The sequence below is a fragment of the Hydrogenophaga bisanensis genome, assembly GCF_042665135.1.
Lineage (GTDB): Bacteria > Pseudomonadota > Gammaproteobacteria > Burkholderiales > Burkholderiaceae_C > Hydrogenophaga > Hydrogenophaga bisanensis.
The window spans coordinates 165,552-184,405 of the sequence record NZ_JBHTBX010000003.1 but is presented as its reverse complement, the minus strand read 5'-3'; the positions used below and the strand labels follow the sequence as shown (position 1 = coordinate 184,405).

Genomic DNA, 18,854 nt, shown 5'->3' with positions numbered 1-18,854 from the left:
TCACGCGGCGCCCCCGGGCAGCAGGGCGGACAGCGTCTGCAGTGTGTCGGCATCATCCACCGGCTTGTCCTCGCGCCAGCGCAGCATGCGCGGAAAGCGCACCGCGATGCCGCTCTTGTGGCGCGGGCTGCGCGCAATGCCCTCGAAGCCCAGCTCGAACACCAGCGTGGGCCGCACACTGCGCACCGGGCCGAAGCTCTCGAGGGTGGTGGCGCGGATGATGGTGTCCACCTTGGCCATCTCGGCGTCGCTCAGGCCCGAGTAGGCCTTGGCGAAGGGCACCAGCTGCCGGCCCTCGGTGCCGGGCGGCGCGTTCCACACGGCGAAGGTGTAGTCGCTGTAGACGCTGGCGCGGCGGCCGTGGCCGCGCTGGGCGTAGATCAGCACCGCGTCCACGCTCATCGGGTCGATCTTCCATTTCCACCAGGTGCCCGCGGCCTTGGTGCGGCCCACGCCGTAGGCGCTGGCGCGTTGCTTGAGCATGAAGCCTTCGGTGCCACGCTCCCGGGCCTGCTCGCGCAGCCTCGCAAGGTCGGCCCAGTTCTCACCCGTCAACACCGGGCTGGCGATCAGCAGCGGGTGGTTCATGTCCTGTACCAGCACATCCAGCGCCGCGCGGCGCAAGTGCAGCGGCTGCTCGCGCAGGTCCTGGCCGCCGTGCTCGATCAGGTCATAAGCCAGCAGGGACACGGGCAGTTCGCGCAGGATCTTCGGGCCCAGCGTTTTGCGGCCGATGCGCTTCTGCAGGTCTGCGAAAGGCTGCGGGTTGCCATCCCGCCACACCACGATCTCGCCATCGAGCACAGTGCCCTCGGGCAGGGCCTCGCCCAGCGCAGCCAGTTCGGGGAAACGCTCGGTCAACAGTTCTTCGCCGCGCGACCACAGCCAAGCCTGACCGGCACGCTTGACCAGTTGCGCGCGGATGCCGTCCCACTTCCATTCCACCTGCCAGTCGGCGGGCGGGCCGAGCAGCTCGTCGAAGCGCTCCAGCGCTTCGTTGAACGGATGGGCGAGGAAGAAGGGGTAGGGCTGCCCGCTGGTCTGCTGGTTCTGTTCGGTGGGGCTTTCGGGTGCCACCAGCGCGGCGTAGTCGGCGGCGGTGGGCTGCGCGCCGATGTGGGTGTAGCCCATGAGCCGCTGCGCCACGCGTTTGGGGTCGACACCGGCCACCGCCGCCAGCGCCTGCGTGACCTGCAGCTTGGAGACACCGACGCGAAAACCGCCAGTGATGAGCTTGAAGTAGACGAAGCGCTGGTCGTCGGGCAGGGCGTTCCACTGTTCCCGCAGCCTGACGGCCAGTACATCGGGCGTCAGGCCACGCAGCGGCAGCAGGTGCTGCGTCAGCCACTCGGCCAGGCCCCGGTCCACCGGTGCACGGGCCGGCGGCAGCAGCAGCGACACGGTTTCGGCCAGATCGCCCACGGTCTGGTAGCTTTCCTCGAACAGCCATTCGGGCAGGCCGGCTGCTGCCTGCGCCAGCGCGCGCAGCGCGCGCGTGGGCACGGTCTGGCGCGGTTTGCCGCCGGCCAGAAAGTACACCGCCCACGCCGCGTCTTCAGCCGGTGCCTCGGCAAAGTAGTGCTGCAGCGCGGTCTGCTTCTCGCGCGTGGCGGTGCTGGCGTCCAGTTCGCGGTAGAGGGCGGCGAAGCGCTTCATGCGACCGGCTCATCAGGCAGCGTCTTGTCCGCCGCGTCCTCATCCCCGTACTCGGTCTCGAAGGCCTGCGCGTCCAGCCCTTGTTCGGTTAGCCAGCGCACCAGCACCGGCACGCTGCCGTGCGTCACGCGGATGTGCTCGGCACCCGTGGCTTTGATCGCGCTCATCAGCCCCGGCCAGTCCGCGTGGTCGGACATCACGAAGCCACGGTCCACCCCGCGCCGTCGCCGCGTGCCGCGCACCAGCATCCAGCCGCTGGCAAACGCGTCCACCGCTTCGGGGCCGAAGCGCTTCATCCACGGCGTGCCCTGGGCCGAGGGCGGGGCGAGCACCAGCGCGCGCCGCAGCGCGGTCTTGTCCAGCTCGGTCACTCGGTGGGTGGGTGGCAATGACACGCCCGCCGCCCGGTACACCGCGTTCAGCGGCTCCACTGCGCCATGCACGACGATGGGGCCGATACTGGCGTCCACCCCGTGCAGCAGTCGCTGCGCCTTGCCGAAGGCGTAACACAGCAGCACCGAGGCGCGGCCTTCGTCTGCGTTGCGCCGCCACCAGGCGTTGATCTCGTCGAACAGTACTGCCTGCGTGGGCCAGCGGTAGATGGGCAGGCCAAAAGTCGATTCGGTGATGAAGGTGTCGCAGCGCACCGGCTCGAACGGGGTGCAAGTGCCGTCGGCCTCGGTCTTGTAGTCACCCGAGGCGACCCAGACCCGCCCACCGTGTTCGAGCCGCACCTGGGCCGAACCCAGCACATGCCCGGCCGGGTGAAGCGACAGGCGCACGCCGTGGTGCTCGATCACTTCACCGTAGTCCAGCGTCTGCAGGTGGATGTCCGCCCCCAGCCGCTGGCGCAGCGTGCCCGCGCTGTGCGTGTGCGCCAGGTAGTGCGCATGGCCCCAGCGCGCGTGGTCTGAATGCCCATGCGTGATGACGGCGCGCTCCACCGGCCGCCAGGGGTCGATGAAAAAGTCACCCGCCGGGCAGTACAGACCCTCGGGGCGGGCGACGATGAGGTCGCTGTGGCTAAAGGACATGACCTTGTGCAGTGTGCCGCATGTGCTTCAACCGAGTGGGCTGGGTGGATAGGCGCACACGGCCGTCAACATGGAAAAAGCCCCACCGCCGTGAAGCGATGGGGCTTGGGGAGCCGGTCTGAGGGCCGACAGTGTCGGCCGGTGGCCGTCAGGCGATCAGAAGCTGATTTCGCCGGTGGCGATCTTGCCAGCGCTCAGGGCCATGCGGCCTTCCTGGCGCACTTCGGCGCGGGTCAGCTGGGCATCGGCGGGCTTGGCGGCCTGCAGGGTTTCGTTGTTCAGCTTGTGGGCGGCTTGCGGATCGTTGGCGGCTTCAATGCGGGCGGTGGCGCGGGTCAGGCCTTGCGAAGGAGCGGCTTCGATCTGGTCGACGGCCGAGAACTCACCGGCAGCGGGGCCGCCAGCGAAGGCAGCGGAAGCACCCAGCAGGGCGGAGACGGCGGCGATGGTGCGCAGGGACTTGGCGTTGAAGTTCATGATGTTTCCTTAGGGTCAGAAAAAAGAGTGGATGAGAACGTGGACAGAACGCTCCGGCGGGTGCGCAGACCGGGGGGTCTGTGGCTCGTCGGCCTCGGTGAGCGATGGGACCAAACTCATTCGTTCATCGATGGGATGAACTGTATTCTTCTCTGATTGATAGAAAAACAGCGCTCGGTATCATCTTGTATTTCTAAATAGGAAATAATTTTCGGAAACTTTCGGCATGTTTCTGTGCACCCGATCGGCAAGTTGCCGGTTTCGGTGTGTTTCAGCCACTGCGCTGCTGCCCGCTGGATCGCCAGACAGCAAAAAGCCCCACCGCTGTGAGGCGATGGGGCTTGGGGTGCCGGTCTGAGGGCCGACGGTGTCGGCCGGTGGCCGTCAGGCGATCAGAAGCTGATTTCGCCGGTGGCGATCTTGCCGGCGCTCAGGGCCATGCGGCCTTCCTGGCGCACTTCGGCGCGGGTCAGCTGGGCGTCGGCGGGCTTGGCGGCCTGCAGGGTTTCGTTGTTCAGCTTGTGGGCGGCTTGCGGGTCATTGGCGGCTTCAATGCGGGCGGTGGCGCGGGTCAGGCCTTGCGAAGGAGCGGCTTCGATCTGGTCGACGGCCGAGAACTCACCGGCAGCGGGGCCGCCGGCGAAGGCAGCGGAAGCACCCAGCAGGGCGGAGATGGCGGCGATGGTGCGCAGGGACTTGGCGTTGAAGTTCATGATGTTTCCTTAGGGTCAGAAAAAAGAGTGGATGAGAACGTGGACAGAACGCTCCGGCGGGTGCGCAGACCGGGGGGTCTGTGGCTCGTCGGCCTCGGTGAGCGATGGGACCAAACTCATTCGTTCATCGATGGGATGAACTGTATTCTTCTCTGATTGATAGAAAAACATCCTTAATCGCCATTTGGTGTTTCCATATTAGAAATAAAAACGCCATGTCCATGGATGCTCCTAGGCAGCCTTGACTTCGACAGGGGGAGATGTGGGCGGTCAGCCCCGCAGCGACGCCCTGGCGGGTGACAGCATCGCCGCCGTCAGTCCGCAGTCGGCGATGTGGGCCGGCAGCGGCAAACCCCGCGCCAGCGCCGCGCAGGCCTCGCCCATGGCGGCACTGGTCTGGATGCCATAGCCTCCCTGGGCCGCGCACCAGAAGAAGCCCGGCACCGTCGCATCAAACCCGCCCACCAGATCGCCGTCGGCCACGAAAGACCGCAAGCCCGCCCAGGTGTGCGTGGGCCGGGGTTGCAGCGTGGTCCAGGTCTCGATGGCGTGCATGCCCAGGGCAATGTCCAGTTCCTCCGGCTGCACGTCCTGCGGCACGGTGGGGTCGGCATTCACCGGCGAGGCCAGCAGCGCCCCGGCATCGGGCTTCATGTAGAAGCTGTCGTCGGCAGCCAGCAGCAGTGGCCAGCCCGATGTGTCGGTGCCCGCCGGCGCGGCAAAGGTGAAGGCGCTGCGCCGCTTGGGCACCAGCCCGATCGGCGCCACCCCGGCCATCCGGGCCAGTACATCGCACCAGGCCCCGGCCGCGTTGATCAGCACCGGCGCCGCCCACTCGACCCCCGCCGCCGTGCGCACCCGCCACAGCCCGTCGCCGCCTCGCTGCGCTGCCACCACCTCGGCATCGGTCACCACTTGCCCACCCGCCTGCCGGAAGCCGCGCAGATAGCCCTGGTGGATGGCGTGCACATCCATGTCGAAGCTGTCGGGCTCGTAGATGGCGGCCGTCACCTTCTCCGGCCGCAAGGCCGGCACCATGGCCAGCGCCTCGGCCGCCGACAGGCGCCGGCCCTGGGGGCTGGTCTGCGACAGCGTGGCCCAGGCCTCGTCCAGGTGCGCCAGTTCATCCGGCCCGGCGACCGTCAGCAGGCCGCGCGGCGCCAGCAGCGGTGCCTCATTGCCGAAGCTGACCGGCGGGTTCACAAAGAAAGGCTCGCTGGCGCGAGAGAGGGCGCGCACCTGCGGCGGCCCATAGCTGGCAATGAACTGCGCGGCCGAGCGGCCGGTGCTGTGATAGCCCGGCTGGCTCTCGCGCTCCAGCATCACGCAGCGCGCCTGCGGCGCCAGAAAGTAGCCCACCGACGCGCCGGCAATACCGCCACCGACGATCAGGAAATCCACAACTTTGGGGATGGAAGCGTTGGTCTGTTGCATGCCCACATCGTACGACTGCCAGGATCAACAGGATGATGATCAAAATATTTTGTACTTTAGATATAGTCCAAAAGAATTCATGTGCTTCACCCAAACCAGCAAGGTGCAAGCCATGTGAGTCGGCTTGAGTTCGACGGCGATACGTTCGCGTCAACTGATTTCAGGGAGTCTTCATTGATGTTGATCAGTACACGTTCTGTCGGTGCCACAGCACTTTTCTGTGCAGCCATGTTGTCAGGCTGCGCCACATCTGGTCCGCCTGCAGTCCATGGTGGCGCTTACGAGGGAAGTGTGGAGGGTCAGCGTTTCGCACTGAGTTGCCCTGACGCGGCGGTCATCGATGTACCTTGCCGCTTGGAAATTGGATCGCACGCCAGCATGGATCTGGAGTTCTCCCGGCAGCCCACAAGCTTTACACCCCTGTTTCGTCAAGCTGTCGATGAGGCGATGACAGGCTCAACGCAGGCGGGGCCGGTGTCAACGACTGACAGGCGACTGCTCCGGCGGCTGGACTTTGATCGGTGCCACCCTGTAAAGGATTCGCGTGCCTGGTCTGGAGATTTGCTGCAGATGTGTTTGCCCTCGGGAGAGACAGATGCGTTGGTGGTGTTCTTGCGCGGCTTGTGCGACCGGTGCCAGTTCGTCCCTGTGGTGCTCAGGCGCAGAGCCGGTGGATGACCTGACCCGCAGGCCGCAAAAAAGAAAGGGCAGCCGGATCACTCCGGCCGCCCTGGCGGCTGTCAGGTCGAGACGCCCGCTCAGCTGAAGAAGCTCTTCGCCTTTTCAAACCAGCCCTTGTCGTTCGGGCTGTGCTTGTGGCCGCCCTTCTTGAACGACTCGTCCAGTTCCTTCAGCAGCTTGCGCTGGTGCTCGGTCAGCTTGACCGGCGTTTCCACCGCCACGTGGCAGTACAGGTCGCCGGGGTAGCTGCTGCGCACGCCCTTGACGCCCTTGCCGCGCAGGCGGAAGGTCTTGCCGCTCTGGGTGCCTTCGGGCAGGTCGATGGTGGCCTTGCCCTGCAGGGTGGGCACGTCGATCTCGCCGCCCAGCGCCGCGGTGGTGATGCTCACCGGCACGGTGCAGTGCAGGTCGTCGCCGTCGCGCTCGAAGATGTCGTGCTTGCGCAGACGGATCTCGATGTACAGGTCGCCGGCCGGGCCGCCGTTCTGGCCGGGCTCGCCGTTGCCGCTGCTGCGGATGCGCTGGCCGTCGTCGATGCCGGCCGGGATCTTGATCTCCAGCGTCTTCTGCTTCTTGATCTTGCCCTGGCCGCTGCAGGTGGTGCAGGGCTCGGGGATGATCTTGCCGCTGCCGTGGCAGTGCGGGCAGGTCTGCTGCACGCTGAAGAAGCCCTGGCGCATCTGCACCACGCCCTGGCCGTGGCAGGTCGTGCAGGTCTTGGCGCTGGTGCCGGGCTTGGCGCCGGTGCCCTTGCAGGTTTCGCAGTCGTCCCAGCTGGGAATGCGGATCTGCGTTTCCTTGCCGTAGGCCGCTTCTTCCAGCGTGATCTCCATCGCGTAGGACAGGTCAGCCCCACGGTAGACCTGGCGGCCACCGCCGCCGCGGCGGGCGCCGCCGAAGATGTCGCCGAAGATGTCGCCAAAGGCCTCGCCGAAGCCGGCAAAGCCCTCGCCGCCGGGGCCACCCGGGCCGCGCATGTTGGGGTCCACCCCCGCGTGGCCGTACTGGTCGTACGCAGCCTTCTTCTGCGCGTCGGACAGCATTTCGTAGGCCTCTTTGGCCTCCTTGAACTTTTCCTCGGCTTCCTTGGCCGCATCACCCTGGTTGCGGTCAGGGTGGTATTTCATCGCCAGCTTGCGATACGCCTTCTTGATCTCTTCGTCAGAGGCGTTCTTGGGGACGCCCAGGACTTCGTAGTAGTCGCGTTTTGCCATGGTGGAAAAGGGTTCTGTTTGAGCGCGAACGCCGCGTCAGGTTGCCCCGACGCGGCGGTGATGGTCAGTCGGCCGGGGCAGCCGATCAGCCCTTCTTCACTTCCTTGACTTCGGCGTCGACGATGTCGTCGTCCTTGGCCGACGAGGAGGCACCACCGGCGCTGGCGGTTTGCTCGGCACCACCGGCGGCACCGGCCGCAGCGGCTTCGGCCTGCGAGGCGGCGTACACCTTCTCGCCCAGCTTCTGGCTGGCGGTCATCAGGGCTTCGGTCTTGGCGTCGATGTCGGCCTTGTCGTCGCCCTTGACCGACTCTTCCACCGCCTTGATGGCGTCTTCGATGGCGGTCTTCTCGGCCGCATCCAGCATGTCACCGTGCTCGCCCAGGCTCTTCTTGACGCTGTGCACCATGGCTTCGGCCTGGTTGCGGGCCTGCACCAGTTCCACACGCTTGTGGTCTTCGGCGGCGTTGAGCTCGGCGTCCTTCACCATCTTCTGGATTTCCTCCTCGGACAGACCCGAGTTGGCCTTGATGGTGATCTTGTTTTCCTTGCCGGTGCCTTTGTCCTTGGCGCCCACGTGCAGGATGCCGTTGGCGTCGATGTCGAAGGTCACTTCAATCTGGGGCATGCCACGCGGCGCGGCGGGGATGCCTTCCAGGTTGAATTCGCCCAGCAGCTTGTTGCCGGCGGCAATCTCGCGCTCGCCCTGGAACACCTTGATGGTCACGGCCGGCTGGTTGTCCTCGGCGGTCGAGAATACCTGGCTGAACTTGGTCGGGATCGTGGTGTTCTTGGCGATCATCTTGGTCATGACACCGCCCATGGTCTCGATGCCCAGGCTCAGCGGGGTCACGTCCAGCAGCAGCACGTCCTTGCGGTCGCCGGCCAGCACCTGGCCCTGGATGGCGGCACCCACGGCCACGGCTTCATCGGGGTTGACGTCCTTGCGCGGGTCCTTGCCGAAGAACTCCTTGACCTTCTCCTGCACCTTGGGCATGCGGGTCATGCCGCCGACCAGGATCACGTCATGGATGTCACCCACGCTGATGCCGGCGTCCTTGATGGCGGTGCGGCAGGGCGCGATGGTGCGCTCGATCAGCTCTTCCACCAGGGCTTCGAGCTTGGCGCGCGTGAGCTTGATGTTCAGGTGCTTGGGGCCGGTGGCATCGGCCGTGATGTAGGGCAGGTTGATGTCGGTGGCGGCCGAGGACGACAGCTCGATCTTGGCCTTCTCGGCGGCTTCCTTCAGGCGCTGCAGGGCCAGCACGTCCTTGCTCAGGTCGACGCCCTGTTCCTTCTTGAACTCGCCGATGATGAAGTCGATGATGCGCTGGTCGAAGTCTTCGCCGCCCAGGAAGGTGTCGCCGTTGGTGGACAGCACTTCGAACTGCTTCTCGCCATCGACGTCGGCGATTTCGATGATGGACACGTCGAAGGTGCCGCCGCCCAGGTCGTACACGGCGATCTTGCGGTCACCCTTTTCGCTCTTGTCCAGGCCAAAGGCCAGGGCGGCAGCGGTGGGTTCGTTGATGATGCGCTTGACTTCCAGACCGGCGATGCGGCCGGCATCCTTGGTGGCCTGGCGCTGCGCGTCGTTGAAGTAGGCCGGCACGGTGATGACGGCTTCGGTCACTGGCTCGCCCAGGTAGTCCTCGGCGGTCTTCTTCATCTTGCGCAGGATGTCGGCCGACACCTGCTGGGCCGAGATCTTCTTGCCGCGCACTTCCACCCAGGCGTCGCCGTTGTCGGCGGCCACGATGGTGTAGGGCATCAGGTCGATGTCCTTCTGGACTTCCTTCTCGGTGAACTTGCGGCCGATCAGGCGCTTGATGGCGTAGAGCGTGTTCTTGGGGTTGGTCACGGCCTGACGCTTGGCAGAAGCGCCGACCAGCACCTCACCATCTTCCTGGTAGGCCACGATGGACGGCGTGGTGCGCGCACCTTCGCTGTTCTCGATCACCTTGGTGGTATTGCCTTCCATGATGGACACGCAGCTGTTGGTGGTGCCCAGGTCGATGCCGATGATTTTTCCCATGTGATGCTCCGGTTTCTGATGATTGGATAAGTGTGGGGGTGGGCTGTGCGCCCGCTGTGGAGGAGGTGTGGATAACTCGGCCGGATTTCAAGAGCGGCGAGCCACGTTTTTCCTTATTTGGGCGCTGCCACGGTGACCAGGGCCGGGCGCAGCACGCGCTCGGCGATCAGGTAGCCTTTCTGCAGCACCGCGACCACGGTGTTGGGTTCCTGGTCGGCCGGCACCATGCTGATGGCCTGGTGCTGGTGCGGATCAAACTTCTCGCCGGCGGCCGGGGCGATGGCGATCACCTTGTGGCGGGTCAGGGCGCTCTGCAGTTGCTTGAGCGTGGCTTCAGACCCTTCGCGGATCTGGGCCAGCGAGGCTTCCTGGATCGACAGCCCGGCTTCGAAGCTGTCGAGCACCGGCAGCAGGCTTTCGGCGAAGCTCTCGACCGCAAACTTGCGGGTTTTGGCGATTTCCTCGTCGGCGCGGCGGCGGGCGTTCTCGGCCTCGGCCTTGGCCCGCAGGTACTGATCGGCCAGGTCGGCGTTCTTGGCCTTGAGTTCGGCCAACTCATTGGTCAGGGCGGCCAGGGCATCGGCCTCGGCCACGGCGGCGGCAGCCAGCGCCTCTTCCGGGCTCTGGGCGTGGTCGTTCTGGGCGGGGGTTCCCTCGGCGGTGTTCTGTTGGGTCATTTTTTCCACGTTGGTTGGGTCAGCGGAGAGCCTGCCGGGCAGGCCAAACCTGCTCGCGCACGGTAAATGAAGGCGCCAGAGCGGATTTCAAGAGGTGACAGCCTGTGGCTGCCGGTACCGTCACAATTGGGGCCCTCGACGGCTTGTATCAAGGACTCTTCCGATGAAATTCATCCGATTCGGCCAGCCTGGTGCCGAAAAACCCGGGCTGGTGGATGCCAGCGGCACTTGGCGGGATCTCAGCGGCGTGGTGGCCGACATGGCCGGGTCCACCCTGGGGCAAGATTCTATGCGCCGTCTGGCGGCGCTGGACGTGGCCAGCCTGCCGGTGGTGCCCGCGGGCACCCGCCTGGGCCCCTGCGTGGGTGGTGTGGGCAATGTGGTGGCGATTGGCCTGAACTATGCCGACCATGCCGCCGAGGCCGGCCTGAAGGCACCCGGCCAGCCCATCGTCTTCAACAAGCACAACGGGGCCATCAGCGGCCCCAACGATGACATCTGGCTGCCGCCGGGTTCCGCCAAGCTCGATTGGGAGGTCGAGCTGGGCATCGTTATCGGCGAGCGGGCTTTCCATGTGACCGAGGCCGACGCAATGCGGCATGTGGCCGGCTTCTGCCTGGTCAACGACGTGTCAGAACGTGCCTACCAGATGGAGTACGAGGGCCAGTGGGTCAAGGGCAAGAGCTACCCCACGCACTGTCCGATCGGCCCCTGGCTGGTCACGCCCGATGAACTCGGTGATCCTCAGGGCGTGGATCTCTGGCTGGAGGTCAACGGCCAGCGATGCCAGACCGGCAACACCCGCACCATGATCTTCGGGGTGGCGCACATCGTCAGCTACCTCAGCCGCTTCATGGCCCTGCAGCCGGGCGATGTGATTCCCACGGGCACGCCACCGGGTGTGGGCATGGGCATGAAGCCGCCGGTGTTCTTGAAGCCGGGTGACGTGATCCGCCTGGGCGGGCGGGGCCTGGGCGAGCAGCAGCAGCGGGTGGTGCCCAGCCCGCTGGCCTGAGGCGCCGGCTCAGGGTCGGGCTTGCGCGGCCGCCTGGCTGGCCTGTGAGGCAGCGGCGCGGGCCTGCTGCTGCGACCATTTGCCGGCGAACTGCTGGATTTCCTGCATGCGGCGGGCCAGGTCGGCGCCCTGGTGCGTCAGGCGGTAGCCGTCACCGGTATGGTCCACCAGGCGGGCGGCCCGCAGTTCCTTCAGCCGCGTGTTGAGGGTGTTGGGCGTGACGCCACCGACGCTGTCCTGCAGCAGACGAAAGGTCTGGGGGTGGCCGTCGCTCAGCGCCCAGATCACCCGCATGGCGTAGCGGGACTCCAGGAGGTCGAACAGCCGGATGATGGCAGCGTTTTCCTTGGCACTCATGCGCAGTCTCCTGTCGGCGGCTACCTTGGGTGGGGCCGCTGGGTGGTTCTTTTTTGCGCAATATACGCCTGAAATGGCCAATTGCTAGCACTTTGCTAGCTGTGTGCACTGCAGCAATGTCGCGCCAAGGCGACCACCTTCGGGTCTGTCCGGATTGCGGGCGCCGCCAGATCGCGTCAGGGCAGGTAGACCCGGCGCAGCAGCGACTTCAGGGTGTCGAGCTCGTCGGCGCTCAGCCGGCTGGCGACATCGGATTCCAGTTTGGTCGCCGTCCCCTGGGCGGACTTCTGGAGCTTTTTCCCCTCGGGCGAGAGGTGCAGGCCCTGGGCGCGCCGGTCGGTGGGGTGGGTGCGGCGCTCGATCAGGCCGCGCTTGTCCAGCGCCTTGATCATGCCCACCAGGTTGGGGGGCAGGATGTCCAGCGCGGCGCAGATCTGGCGTGAGGTGATGCCGGGGTTGTGGGCGATCAGGGTCAGCACCGAAAAGTCCACCGGCCGCAGACCGTAGGGCGCCATGCGCTGCAGGAACACGCCAATGACCGCCAGGGCGGCCCGGCGGGCGTTGTAGCCCAGCAGGCTCTCCAGGTAGGTGGTGTCAATGCTGACACTGCCGGGGTCCACCGCCATCGGCTGTGCAGCCGCAGAAGAGGTCTTTCGGGCAGCGCGGGGGCGGCGCAGGGTGTTGGCTACGGAGGCGTCAGACATGGTTGCCAAGCATAACGTCTGCGGGCCGCACGGCATCTTGGGGTGTTCACCCAGCCGACAGGGTGGCGTCCATCATGGCCACGCGCATGTCGAACTCGGGCCAGACCCAGCGCCAGAAGCCGGTCTGTGCCGCCTGCCAGCGCGGCGCGTCGGCGCCGGGGGCTGCGCCGATCCGCGACCACGCCCAGGCCATGAGCAGCATGGCGACCGCGCGCAGGAAATCGTCGGCCAGCCAGTTCGCCAGATCGGCCGGGGCGTCCTTGGCCGTGGCACGGGGCAGGAGGCGGTCGCGCAGAAACGCGGTGAACCGCTCCATCCCGGCGCGGGTCCGTTGCGACGAGAGATCGAGCCCCAGTTCGGTCTGCAGCTCATCGAGCAGCTTCAGCAGCGCGGCGCCGCCATCGGGCAGGGTCTTGCGCAGCAGCAGGTCGATGGCCTGGATCTCGTTCGTGCCCTCATAGATCATGGCCACGCGCGAGTCGCGCACGATCTGCTCGATGCCCCATTCGCGAACGAAGCCATGGCCGCCGAAGACCTGCAGGCAGGCGCTGGCGCCGTGGAAGGCCTGGTCGGTCCATGCCGACTTGAGCACCGGCGTAACCAGCGCGCACCAGCGGTTGGCGACCTCGCGCCTGGCGGCATCGCCGTGGTGCTTGAGCACGTCCAGCTCCAGCGCGGTGCGGTAGGCCACCACGCGGCCGGCGTCCACCCAGGCGCGCTGCGCATCCAGGATGCGGCGCACGGCCGGATGGGCTTCGATCAGGTCCGCCTCGCCGGCCTTGGCACTGCTGCCGGGCGCGCGCATCTGGCGGCGCTCCTTTGAGTACGCGTCGGCCTTCTGCCAGGCGGCTTCCAGCAGGCCGATCCCCTGCAGGCCCACGTGCAGGCGCGCGGCGTTCATCATGATGAACATGGCGTTCAGGCCCTTGCCCGGTTCGCCCACGATCCACGCGGCGGCTTCGTCAAAGCGCATCACGCAGGTGGGGCTGCCGTGCAGGCCCATCTTTTCCTCGATGCGCTCGCACACCACGGCACTTCGGGTGCCGTCGGCGTAGAACTTGGGCACCAGGAACAGCGACAGGCCTTTGGGGCCGGGTGGCGAATCGGGCAGGCGCGCGAGCACCAGGTGCACGATGTTGTCGGTCAGGTCGTGCTCGCCGCCGGAGATGAAGATCTTGGTGCCCGACAGCGCGTAGCGGCCGTCGGCCATCGGCACGGCCTTGGTTCGGCACAGCCCCAGGTCGGAACCGGCGTGCGGCTCGGTCAGGCACATGGTGGCCAGCCATTCGCCGGTGGCGACCTTCTCCAGATAGGCCGATTTCAGCTCATCGGAGGCGTGGTGCTTGATGCACTCGTACGCGCCGTGCAGCAGACCAGGGGCCATGGTCCAGCCGTGGTTGGCGGCGCTGAGCATTTCGTACAGCGTGGCTTCCAGCACGGCGGGCAGGCCCTGGCCGCCGTCTTCGGGCGCGCAGGCCAGGGCGGGCCAGCCGGCCTGCCAGAAAGCCTGGTACGCATCGCGAAAGCCCGGTGGCATGGTGACGGCGCCGTCCTTCCACTGCGCGCCGATCTCGTCGCCGTCACGGTTGAGCGGGGCCACCACCTCGGCCACGAATTTGCCGGATTCGTCCAGCACCTGCTGCATCAGGTCGGCGTCGGCCTCGGCGTGCGGGGGCAGCGCCTGCAGCTGCTGCGGGGCCTGCAGCACCTGCTGCAGGATGAACATCATGTCGTCGGTGCGGGGCTGGAAGTGGTTCACGGCGTGGGGCTCGGAAGGCAGTGTCGGGTCAAGGGTGGCGGGCTTGGGCGGCCTTGTCGGGCGAGCCCTCCAGGCCGGCCAGCAGGGCCTTGCTGTTGCCGGGGATGACCATCTGGAACTTGCTGTCGACGGTCGTGTAGTCGAAGTAGCCCATGCGGGCGATCGGCCGGATCTTGAGGATGTCCACCAGGCCGTTGCTGTCGATGTACTGGTCGTCGATGTGGATGCCGACCACGCGGCCGAACACCACGTCCACGGTGCCCATGGGCGGCTTGCCGGGGAAGCGCACGGTGTTGAGGTACTCGCACTCGAACTGGATGGGCGAGCCCTTGACGCGCTTGGGCCTGACGATCCGGCTCTCCAGCTTTCCCAGTCCGGCACGCTCGAATTCGTCCACGCCGTGCGGCAGTTCCTCGGCGCTGATGTTGACCGCCTCGCGCAGGTTCCAGGTGGCCATGTTCCAGACGAACTGGCCCATCTGTTCGGCGTTGCGCACCGAGTCCTTGCGCTCGCCCTGCGTGGTCTGGTTGGCGCTGAACATGACGATCGGCGGATCGAAGGTCACGTTCTGGAACTGGCTGTAGGGCGCGAGGTTGTCTCGACCCTGCGCGTCCACGGTGGAGATCCAGCCGATGGGGCGGGGCACCACACAGGACTTGAACGGGTCGTGTGGCAGACCGTGGGGTGTCTTGCCGGGTTCGTAGTACATGGGTGTCTCCGTTCAGCGATGGATCTGGTGTGGCTCGGTCAGCTGCACTTGGCCTTGATGTCCTCGGGCACCGGGATCGCCTTGATGCGATCCGGGTCTTCGGGCAGGCGCATGCAGAAGGCGCGTGTCTCGGTGCCTTCGCACAGCACCGTGTCGCCGCGCTTGACCACGTGCTTGTGGATGAACACCTTCTCGCGCCATTCGATGACGCTGGTGTGCACCTGCAGGCGTTCGCCGTAGGTGGCGGGCTTCATGAACCTGGTGTTGATCTCCAGCAGCGGCGTGCCGATGATGCCGGTGGTCTTGACCAGCTCGCGCCAGGGCGGTACGCCGCACTGGACGAAGAAGTTCAGCGACGAGGCGTCCATCCACTTGCTGAAGTTGGGAAAGAACACGATGCCGGCCGGATCACAGTCGCCGAACATCACTTCCACTTCATAGACAACGGTTTTGCTCATGTCGGTCCTTCAGCGTGGGGCCATGCGCAGGGCACCATCCAGGCGGATCACCTCGCCGTTGAGGTGGCCGTTGCTGACGATGTGAGTGGCCAGCTGCGCAAACTCTTCAGGCTTGCCTAGGCGCTGCGGGAACGGAATGCTCTTGGCCAGCGATTCCTGCACCGGCTCAGGCAGTTCCTTGAGCAGCGGCGTGGCGAACAGGCCCGGGGCGATGGTGCACACGCGGATGCCGTGCTGCGCCAGGTCGCGCGCCATGGGCAGCGTCATGCCAACCACACCGGCCTTGGACGCGCTGTAGGCCTGCTGGCCCACCTGACCGTCGAAGGCGGCCACGCTGGCGGTGAACACCATCACGCCACGCTCGCCGTCTTCCATCGGGTCCAGCTTCGCGCAGGCGGCAGCAAACAGGCGGGCGGCGTTGTAGGTGCCGATCAGGTTGACGTTGATGACGCGCGCAAAGTCGGCCAGCGGTGCGGCATTGCCGCCTTTGCCCACCACGCGCTTGGCAGAGCCGATGCCGGCGATCTGCATCAGGATGCGCGCCGGGCCGTGAGCGGCGGCGGCCTGCTCGATGGCTGCCTGCATGCTGTCCGGGTTGGACACGTCGCACTGCACCGCCACGCCGCCGATGTCGGCCGCCACGCGCTGCGCATTGTCCAGGTTCAGGTCCAGCACCGCGACCTTGGCACCGAGTCGGGCCAGTTCGCGTGCGGTGGCCTCGCCGAGGCCCGATCCGCCGCCGGTCACGAGGGCGGCATGTCCTTGGATGTTCATGGGGTGTCCTTTCAGGCGTTCAGGTTTTCGATCAGCAGGGCAATGCCCTGACCACCGCCCACACAGGCGCTGGAGATGCCGTACTTCAGGCCGCTGCGCTGCAGCTCGCGCGCCAGCGTGAGCGTCAGGCGCACACCGGTGGCGGCCAGCGGGTGGCCCAGGGCGATGGCGCCGCCGTTGACGTTGAGCTTGGCGATGTCCATGCCCAGGTCCTTGGCCACCGACAGGGTCTGTGCGCCCTGCGCTTCGTTGATCTCGAAGCGGGCGATGTCATCGAGCTTGAGGCCGGTGCGCTCCAGCAGCAGGCGGATGGCCGGCGCCGGGCCGATGCCCATGATCTCGGGCGGCACGCCCACCACGGCGGCTGCGACCACGCGGGCCAGCGGGGCCTTGCCCTGGGCCTTGGCGTAGGCGCCCGAGGTCACCACACAGGCCGCGGCCGCATCGACCAGGGCCGAGCTGTTGCCACCGGTCTGCACGCCACCTTCGAATACCGGCTTGAGCTTGGCCAGCACCTCCATAGGGGATACGCGCGGATGCGTGTCGCGGTCCACTTCGGTGATCTTGCCCTGCAGCCGGATGCCGCGGGCCTTGTAGCCCTCGATCTCGAACTTCTCGGTGACCACCGGCACGATTTCGCCGGCCAGGAAGCCGTTTTCCTGCGCGGCCACTGCCTTGGCGAAGGAGGCCGAGGCGAACTCGTCCACCGACTCGCGGGTGATGCCGTACTTCTTGGCCAGGTTCTCGGCGGTCTGGATCATGTTGATGCCGGCCGCCGGGTCCTTCAGGGCTTCCCACATGTAGTCCTTGAAGCCCACCGGGGCGCCCAGCTTGAAGCCGGTGCGGTGGTCGAAGGCCGCAATCGGGTTGCGCGTCATGTTCTCGGTGCCCACCACCAGCGCGGCGTCGCAAAGACCTCCGCTGATGTGCTCACCGGCCTGGCGGAACAGCTCGAAGCCGGTGCCGCAGATGCGTTGGGCCATCAGCGCCGGCACGTTGACCGGCACGCCGGCATACAGGCCGATGTGGCGCGGAAGGAAGAACTGGTCGAAGTCGCCAGGCGCCATGTTGCCGGTAACCACCGAGCCGATCTCCTCGGCCTGGGTACCGGTGCGGGCCAGCGCTTCGCGCGCCACCTTGATGCCCAGGTCGGTGGGGGAGACGTGCCCCAGGGCGCCGCAGTAGTCCACCATCGGGGTGCGCACACCGCCGAGGATGACCACGTCATCGAATGCGTTGAAAAAGCCTTTGCTGGCCATGGTGATGCCTTTCAGACGGTCGGTTTGATGATGTAGCGCAGCTCGTCGGCGTGCAGCTTGGCCACGGTGTCGGCGCGGTGCGCGAGCACGGCGCGCTGGTTGATGGAGCCCTTGTCGGTGATTTCCCCGCGGTCGATGGTGGGCGGGTCGGCCAGCAGGCACAGGCGTGCGATGCGGTTGGCGCTGCCGGTGGCCGTGCGGGCCAGCTCGTCGATCACGGTCTGGAAATGGGCGAGCACGCCGGGCGCATCCAGCACGTCGTGCATGGAGGCGTCCGCCGGCAGGCCGGCGAGCTGCCGCACAGCGGGGGTGGGGAAGACCATCGCACCGACCTCCTTCATGTTCAGCCCCGTCAGCACCACATCCTGGATATAGGGCGCGCCAGCGGCAATGATCTTGCCGCGCAGCGGGCCGACGCTGACGAAGGTACCGGTGGCCAGTTTGAAGTCCTCGGCGATGCGGCCGTCGAACTTCAGGCCTTGGTGCACGTCGGTCTCGTCGATCCACTTGAGTGCATCACCGGTCTTGAAGAAGCCTTCCTCGTCGAAGGCGTCGGCCGTCTCCTCGGGCATGCGCCAGTAGCCGGGTGTGATGTTGGGGCCGCGGTAGCGCACCTCGGTCTTGCCCTGCATGTCCACCAGCTTGAGCTCCAGGCCTGGGGTCGGCAGGCCCAGGTCGCCCGCCCTGACGTTGGGGCTGGTGACGAACAGGCCGAAGGGGCCGGATTCGGTCATGCCCAGGCCCGAGGTCATGACGATGCGTTGGCCCACTTCGCGCTCGGCGCTCTCGAACAGGCTGTCCCACACCGGCTGGGCCAGTGCGGCGCCGGCATAGAAGAACATGCGCACGCGCGAGAGCAGTGTGCGGCGCAGCTGGTCATCGGTTTTCATCGCATTGGCGATGGCCTCGAAGCCGGTGGGCACGTTGAAGTACACCGTGGGGGCTATCTCGCGCAGGTTGCGCAGGGTCTCGCCGATCAGCGCCGGCGTGGGCTTGCCGTCGTCGATGTACATGGTGCCCCCGTTGAAGATCACCATGCCGAAGTTGTGATTGCCACCGAAGGTGTGGTTCCAGGGGAGCCAGTCGATCAGCACCAGTTCGCCTTCGGTCAGCACCGGCATGGACTGCGTCATCTGCTGCTGGTTGGCACACCACATGCGCTGGGTGTTGATGACCGCCTTGGGCATCTTGGTGGAGCCCGAGGTGAACAGGAACTTGACGATGGTGTCCGGGCCGGTGGCGGCCATGGCCGCGTCCACGGCGGCGGTGGCTTCGGTGGCCAGCAGCGAGGCAAAGGAGGTGGTGTCCCGACCGGGCACGGTGCCTTCGGTACAGACCAGTTCGACGTCATCGCCCAGCGTGGCCAGCATGGCGCGTGCATAGCGGTTGGCGTCGCTGGCGAACACCAGGCCCGGTGTCAGGGTCTTGACGACGTGCTTGAGCTTGTCGAAATCCTGGCTGATGAGGGAATAGGCCGGGGAGGTGGGGCACCAGGGAATGCCGGCGACCATGCAGCCCAGTGCCAGCAGGGCGTGCTCCAGATCGTTCTCGCTGAGCACCAGCACCGGTCGCTCGGCCGACAAGCCCCGGTCCAGCAGCGCCTGGCCGATGCGGCGGGCAGCGTCCAGCGCCTGGGCAAAGCTGATGTGCTGCCAGTCGCCGCTGCTGCCGTCGGCCATGCGCTGGCGTCGGGCGAACAGGGTCTGCTGTGGCCGCTCCCTGGCCCAGTGCACCAGCCGGTCGGTCAGACGCTCAGGGTAGGGGGCCAGGGCCTGGTCGGCCACCAGGTAGTGCACGCCGGCTTCTCCGTCGCGCAGGGTGGCCTGGGTCACGCCGAAGGTCAGGGGGCGGTACTGGGCGGTCGTCATGTGGTTGTCTCCTGGGTCTTCTTGTGGGGC

17 protein-coding genes are annotated in these 18,854 nt (G+C 66.5%); 1 reads left to right on the top strand and 16 read right to left on the bottom strand.

All coding sequences use genetic code 11. The features are described 5' to 3' along the window. From ACFQNJ_RS06205 to grpE, 8 genes are all read right to left on the bottom strand, one after another. Positions 1–1,656, bottom strand: coding sequence for an ATP-dependent DNA ligase (locus ACFQNJ_RS06205; protein ID WP_382255000.1), 1,656 nt, complete (start codon positions 1,654–1,656; stop codon positions 1–3). Beyond that, complete coding sequence (locus ACFQNJ_RS06200) at positions 1,653–2,690, bottom strand: ligase-associated DNA damage response exonuclease (RefSeq protein ID WP_382254998.1); 1,038 nt, start codon at positions 2,688–2,690, stop codon at positions 1,653–1,655. Before ACFQNJ_RS06200 ends, ACFQNJ_RS06205 begins: the two co-directional genes overlap by 4 nt. 156 nt (positions 2,691–2,846) lie before the next feature. Further along, entirely contained in the window at positions 2,847–3,167 is a 321-nt protein-coding gene (locus tag ACFQNJ_RS06195; protein WP_374642776.1) for a hypothetical protein, read from the bottom strand. A 392-nt stretch (positions 3,168–3,559) separates the two neighbouring features. Beyond that, positions 3,560–3,880 carry a hypothetical protein gene (locus ACFQNJ_RS06190; RefSeq protein ID WP_382254996.1) on the bottom strand — a complete coding sequence of 107 codons (321 nt, stop codon included), beginning with the start codon at positions 3,878–3,880 and terminating at the stop codon, positions 3,560–3,562. Between the two features lie 270 nt (positions 3,881–4,150). Further along, positions 4,151–5,314 carry an NAD(P)/FAD-dependent oxidoreductase gene (locus tag ACFQNJ_RS06185; protein ID WP_382254994.1) on the bottom strand — a complete coding sequence of 388 codons (1,164 nt, stop codon included), beginning with the start codon at positions 5,312–5,314 and terminating at the stop codon, positions 4,151–4,153. A gap of 758 nt (positions 5,315–6,072) precedes the next feature. Beyond that, complete coding sequence (dnaJ, locus tag ACFQNJ_RS06180; RefSeq protein ID WP_382254992.1) at positions 6,073–7,209, bottom strand: molecular chaperone DnaJ; 1,137 nt, start codon at positions 7,207–7,209, stop codon at positions 6,073–6,075. Between the two features lie 85 nt (positions 7,210–7,294). Next, positions 7,295–9,244: a molecular chaperone DnaK gene (dnaK, locus tag ACFQNJ_RS06175; protein ID WP_382254990.1), complete on the bottom strand. Its 1,950-nt coding sequence runs from the start codon at positions 9,242–9,244 to the stop codon at positions 7,295–7,297. Positions 9,245–9,357: 113 nt separating this feature from the next. Then, positions 9,358–9,921 (bottom strand): nucleotide exchange factor GrpE, encoded by a 564-nt coding sequence (gene grpE, locus ACFQNJ_RS06170; RefSeq protein ID WP_374642762.1) that lies wholly within the window; start codon positions 9,919–9,921, stop codon positions 9,358–9,360. Positions 9,922–10,084: 163 nt separating this feature from the next. Here grpE and ACFQNJ_RS06165 point away from each other — a divergent pair, with 163 nt between their 5' ends. Further along, positions 10,085–10,936, top strand: a complete 852-nt coding sequence (locus ACFQNJ_RS06165; protein ID WP_382254988.1) for a fumarylacetoacetate hydrolase family protein — start codon at positions 10,085–10,087, stop codon at positions 10,934–10,936. 9 nt (positions 10,937–10,945) lie between these two features. Here ACFQNJ_RS06165 and ACFQNJ_RS06160 read toward each other — a convergent pair whose 3' ends face one another. The 8 genes from ACFQNJ_RS06160 to ACFQNJ_RS06125 all read right to left on the bottom strand — a co-directional run bounded on the left by ACFQNJ_RS06160 (position 10,946) and on the right by ACFQNJ_RS06125 (position 18,824). Then, on the bottom strand, positions 10,946–11,293 hold the full coding sequence (locus ACFQNJ_RS06160; protein ID WP_374642758.1) for a winged helix-turn-helix transcriptional regulator: 348 nt from the start codon (positions 11,291–11,293) through the stop codon (positions 10,946–10,948). A gap of 176 nt (positions 11,294–11,469) precedes the next feature. Continuing rightward, positions 11,470–11,997, bottom strand: a complete 528-nt coding sequence (locus tag ACFQNJ_RS06155; RefSeq protein WP_374642756.1) for a MarR family winged helix-turn-helix transcriptional regulator — start codon at positions 11,995–11,997, stop codon at positions 11,470–11,472. 46 nt (positions 11,998–12,043) lie between these two features. After that, entirely contained in the window at positions 12,044–13,726 is a 1,683-nt protein-coding gene (locus ACFQNJ_RS06150; RefSeq protein WP_382255382.1) for an acyl-CoA dehydrogenase family protein, read from the bottom strand. A 58-nt stretch (positions 13,727–13,784) separates the two neighbouring features. Continuing rightward, entirely contained in the window at positions 13,785–14,465 is a 681-nt protein-coding gene (locus tag ACFQNJ_RS06145) for a flavin reductase family protein (RefSeq protein ID WP_382254985.1), read from the bottom strand. A 38-nt stretch (positions 14,466–14,503) separates the two neighbouring features. Continuing rightward, entirely contained in the window at positions 14,504–14,923 is a 420-nt protein-coding gene (locus ACFQNJ_RS06140) for an acyl-CoA thioesterase (protein WP_374642752.1), read from the bottom strand. A gap of 9 nt (positions 14,924–14,932) precedes the next feature. Further along, complete coding sequence (locus ACFQNJ_RS06135) at positions 14,933–15,697, bottom strand: SDR family NAD(P)-dependent oxidoreductase (RefSeq protein ID WP_382254982.1); 765 nt, start codon at positions 15,695–15,697, stop codon at positions 14,933–14,935. Positions 15,698–15,708: 11 nt separating this feature from the next. Further along, a complete protein-coding gene (locus ACFQNJ_RS06130; protein WP_382254979.1) occupies positions 15,709–16,956 on the bottom strand; it encodes a thiolase family protein in 1,248 nt (415 codons plus the stop codon). Between the two features lie 11 nt (positions 16,957–16,967). Beyond that, complete coding sequence (locus ACFQNJ_RS06125) at positions 16,968–18,824, bottom strand: feruloyl-CoA synthase (protein ID WP_382254977.1); 1,857 nt, start codon at positions 18,822–18,824, stop codon at positions 16,968–16,970. Positions 18,825–18,854 lie beyond the last annotated feature (30 nt).

Excerpts from the sequence above, each read along its gene's own strand:
- ACFQNJ_RS06205 (WP_382255000.1), bottom strand. The coding sequence starts at position 1,656 with ATGAAGCGCTTCGCCGCCCTCTACCGCGAACTGGACGCCAGCACCGCC.
- ACFQNJ_RS06200 (WP_382254998.1), bottom strand. The coding sequence starts at position 2,690 with ATGTCCTTTAGCCACAGCGACCTCATCGTCGCCCGCCCCGAGGGTCTG.
- ACFQNJ_RS06195 (WP_374642776.1), bottom strand. The coding sequence starts at position 3,167 with ATGAACTTCAACGCCAAGTCCCTGCGCACCATCGCCGCCGTCTCCGCC.
- ACFQNJ_RS06190 (WP_382254996.1), bottom strand. The coding sequence starts at position 3,880 with ATGAACTTCAACGCCAAGTCCCTGCGCACCATCGCCGCCATCTCCGCC.
- ACFQNJ_RS06185 (WP_382254994.1), bottom strand. The coding sequence starts at position 5,314 with ATGCAACAGACCAACGCTTCCATCCCCAAAGTTGTGGATTTCCTGATC.
- dnaJ (WP_382254992.1), bottom strand. The coding sequence starts at position 7,209 with ATGGCAAAACGCGACTACTACGAAGTCCTGGGCGTCCCCAAGAACGCC.
- dnaK (WP_382254990.1), bottom strand. The coding sequence starts at position 9,244 with ATGGGAAAAATCATCGGCATCGACCTGGGCACCACCAACAGCTGCGTG.
- grpE (WP_374642762.1), bottom strand. The coding sequence starts at position 9,921 with ATGACCCAACAGAACACCGCCGAGGGAACCCCCGCCCAGAACGACCAC.
- ACFQNJ_RS06165 (WP_382254988.1), top strand. The coding sequence starts at position 10,085 with ATGAAATTCATCCGATTCGGCCAGCCTGGTGCCGAAAAACCCGGGCTG.
- ACFQNJ_RS06160 (WP_374642758.1), bottom strand. The coding sequence starts at position 11,293 with ATGAGTGCCAAGGAAAACGCTGCCATCATCCGGCTGTTCGACCTCCTG.
- ACFQNJ_RS06155 (WP_374642756.1), bottom strand. The coding sequence starts at position 11,997 with ATGTCTGACGCCTCCGTAGCCAACACCCTGCGCCGCCCCCGCGCTGCC.
- ACFQNJ_RS06150 (WP_382255382.1), bottom strand. The coding sequence starts at position 13,726 with ATGATGTTCATCCTGCAGCAGGTGCTGCAGGCCCCGCAGCAGCTGCAG.
- ACFQNJ_RS06145 (WP_382254985.1), bottom strand. The coding sequence starts at position 14,465 with ATGTACTACGAACCCGGCAAGACACCCCACGGTCTGCCACACGACCCG.
- ACFQNJ_RS06140 (WP_374642752.1), bottom strand. The coding sequence starts at position 14,923 with ATGAGCAAAACCGTTGTCTATGAAGTGGAAGTGATGTTCGGCGACTGT.
- ACFQNJ_RS06135 (WP_382254982.1), bottom strand. The coding sequence starts at position 15,697 with ATGAACATCCAAGGACATGCCGCCCTCGTGACCGGCGGCGGATCGGGC.
- ACFQNJ_RS06130 (WP_382254979.1), bottom strand. The coding sequence starts at position 16,956 with ATGGCCAGCAAAGGCTTTTTCAACGCATTCGATGACGTGGTCATCCTC.
- ACFQNJ_RS06125 (WP_382254977.1), bottom strand. The coding sequence starts at position 18,824 with ATGACGACCGCCCAGTACCGCCCCCTGACCTTCGGCGTGACCCAGGCC.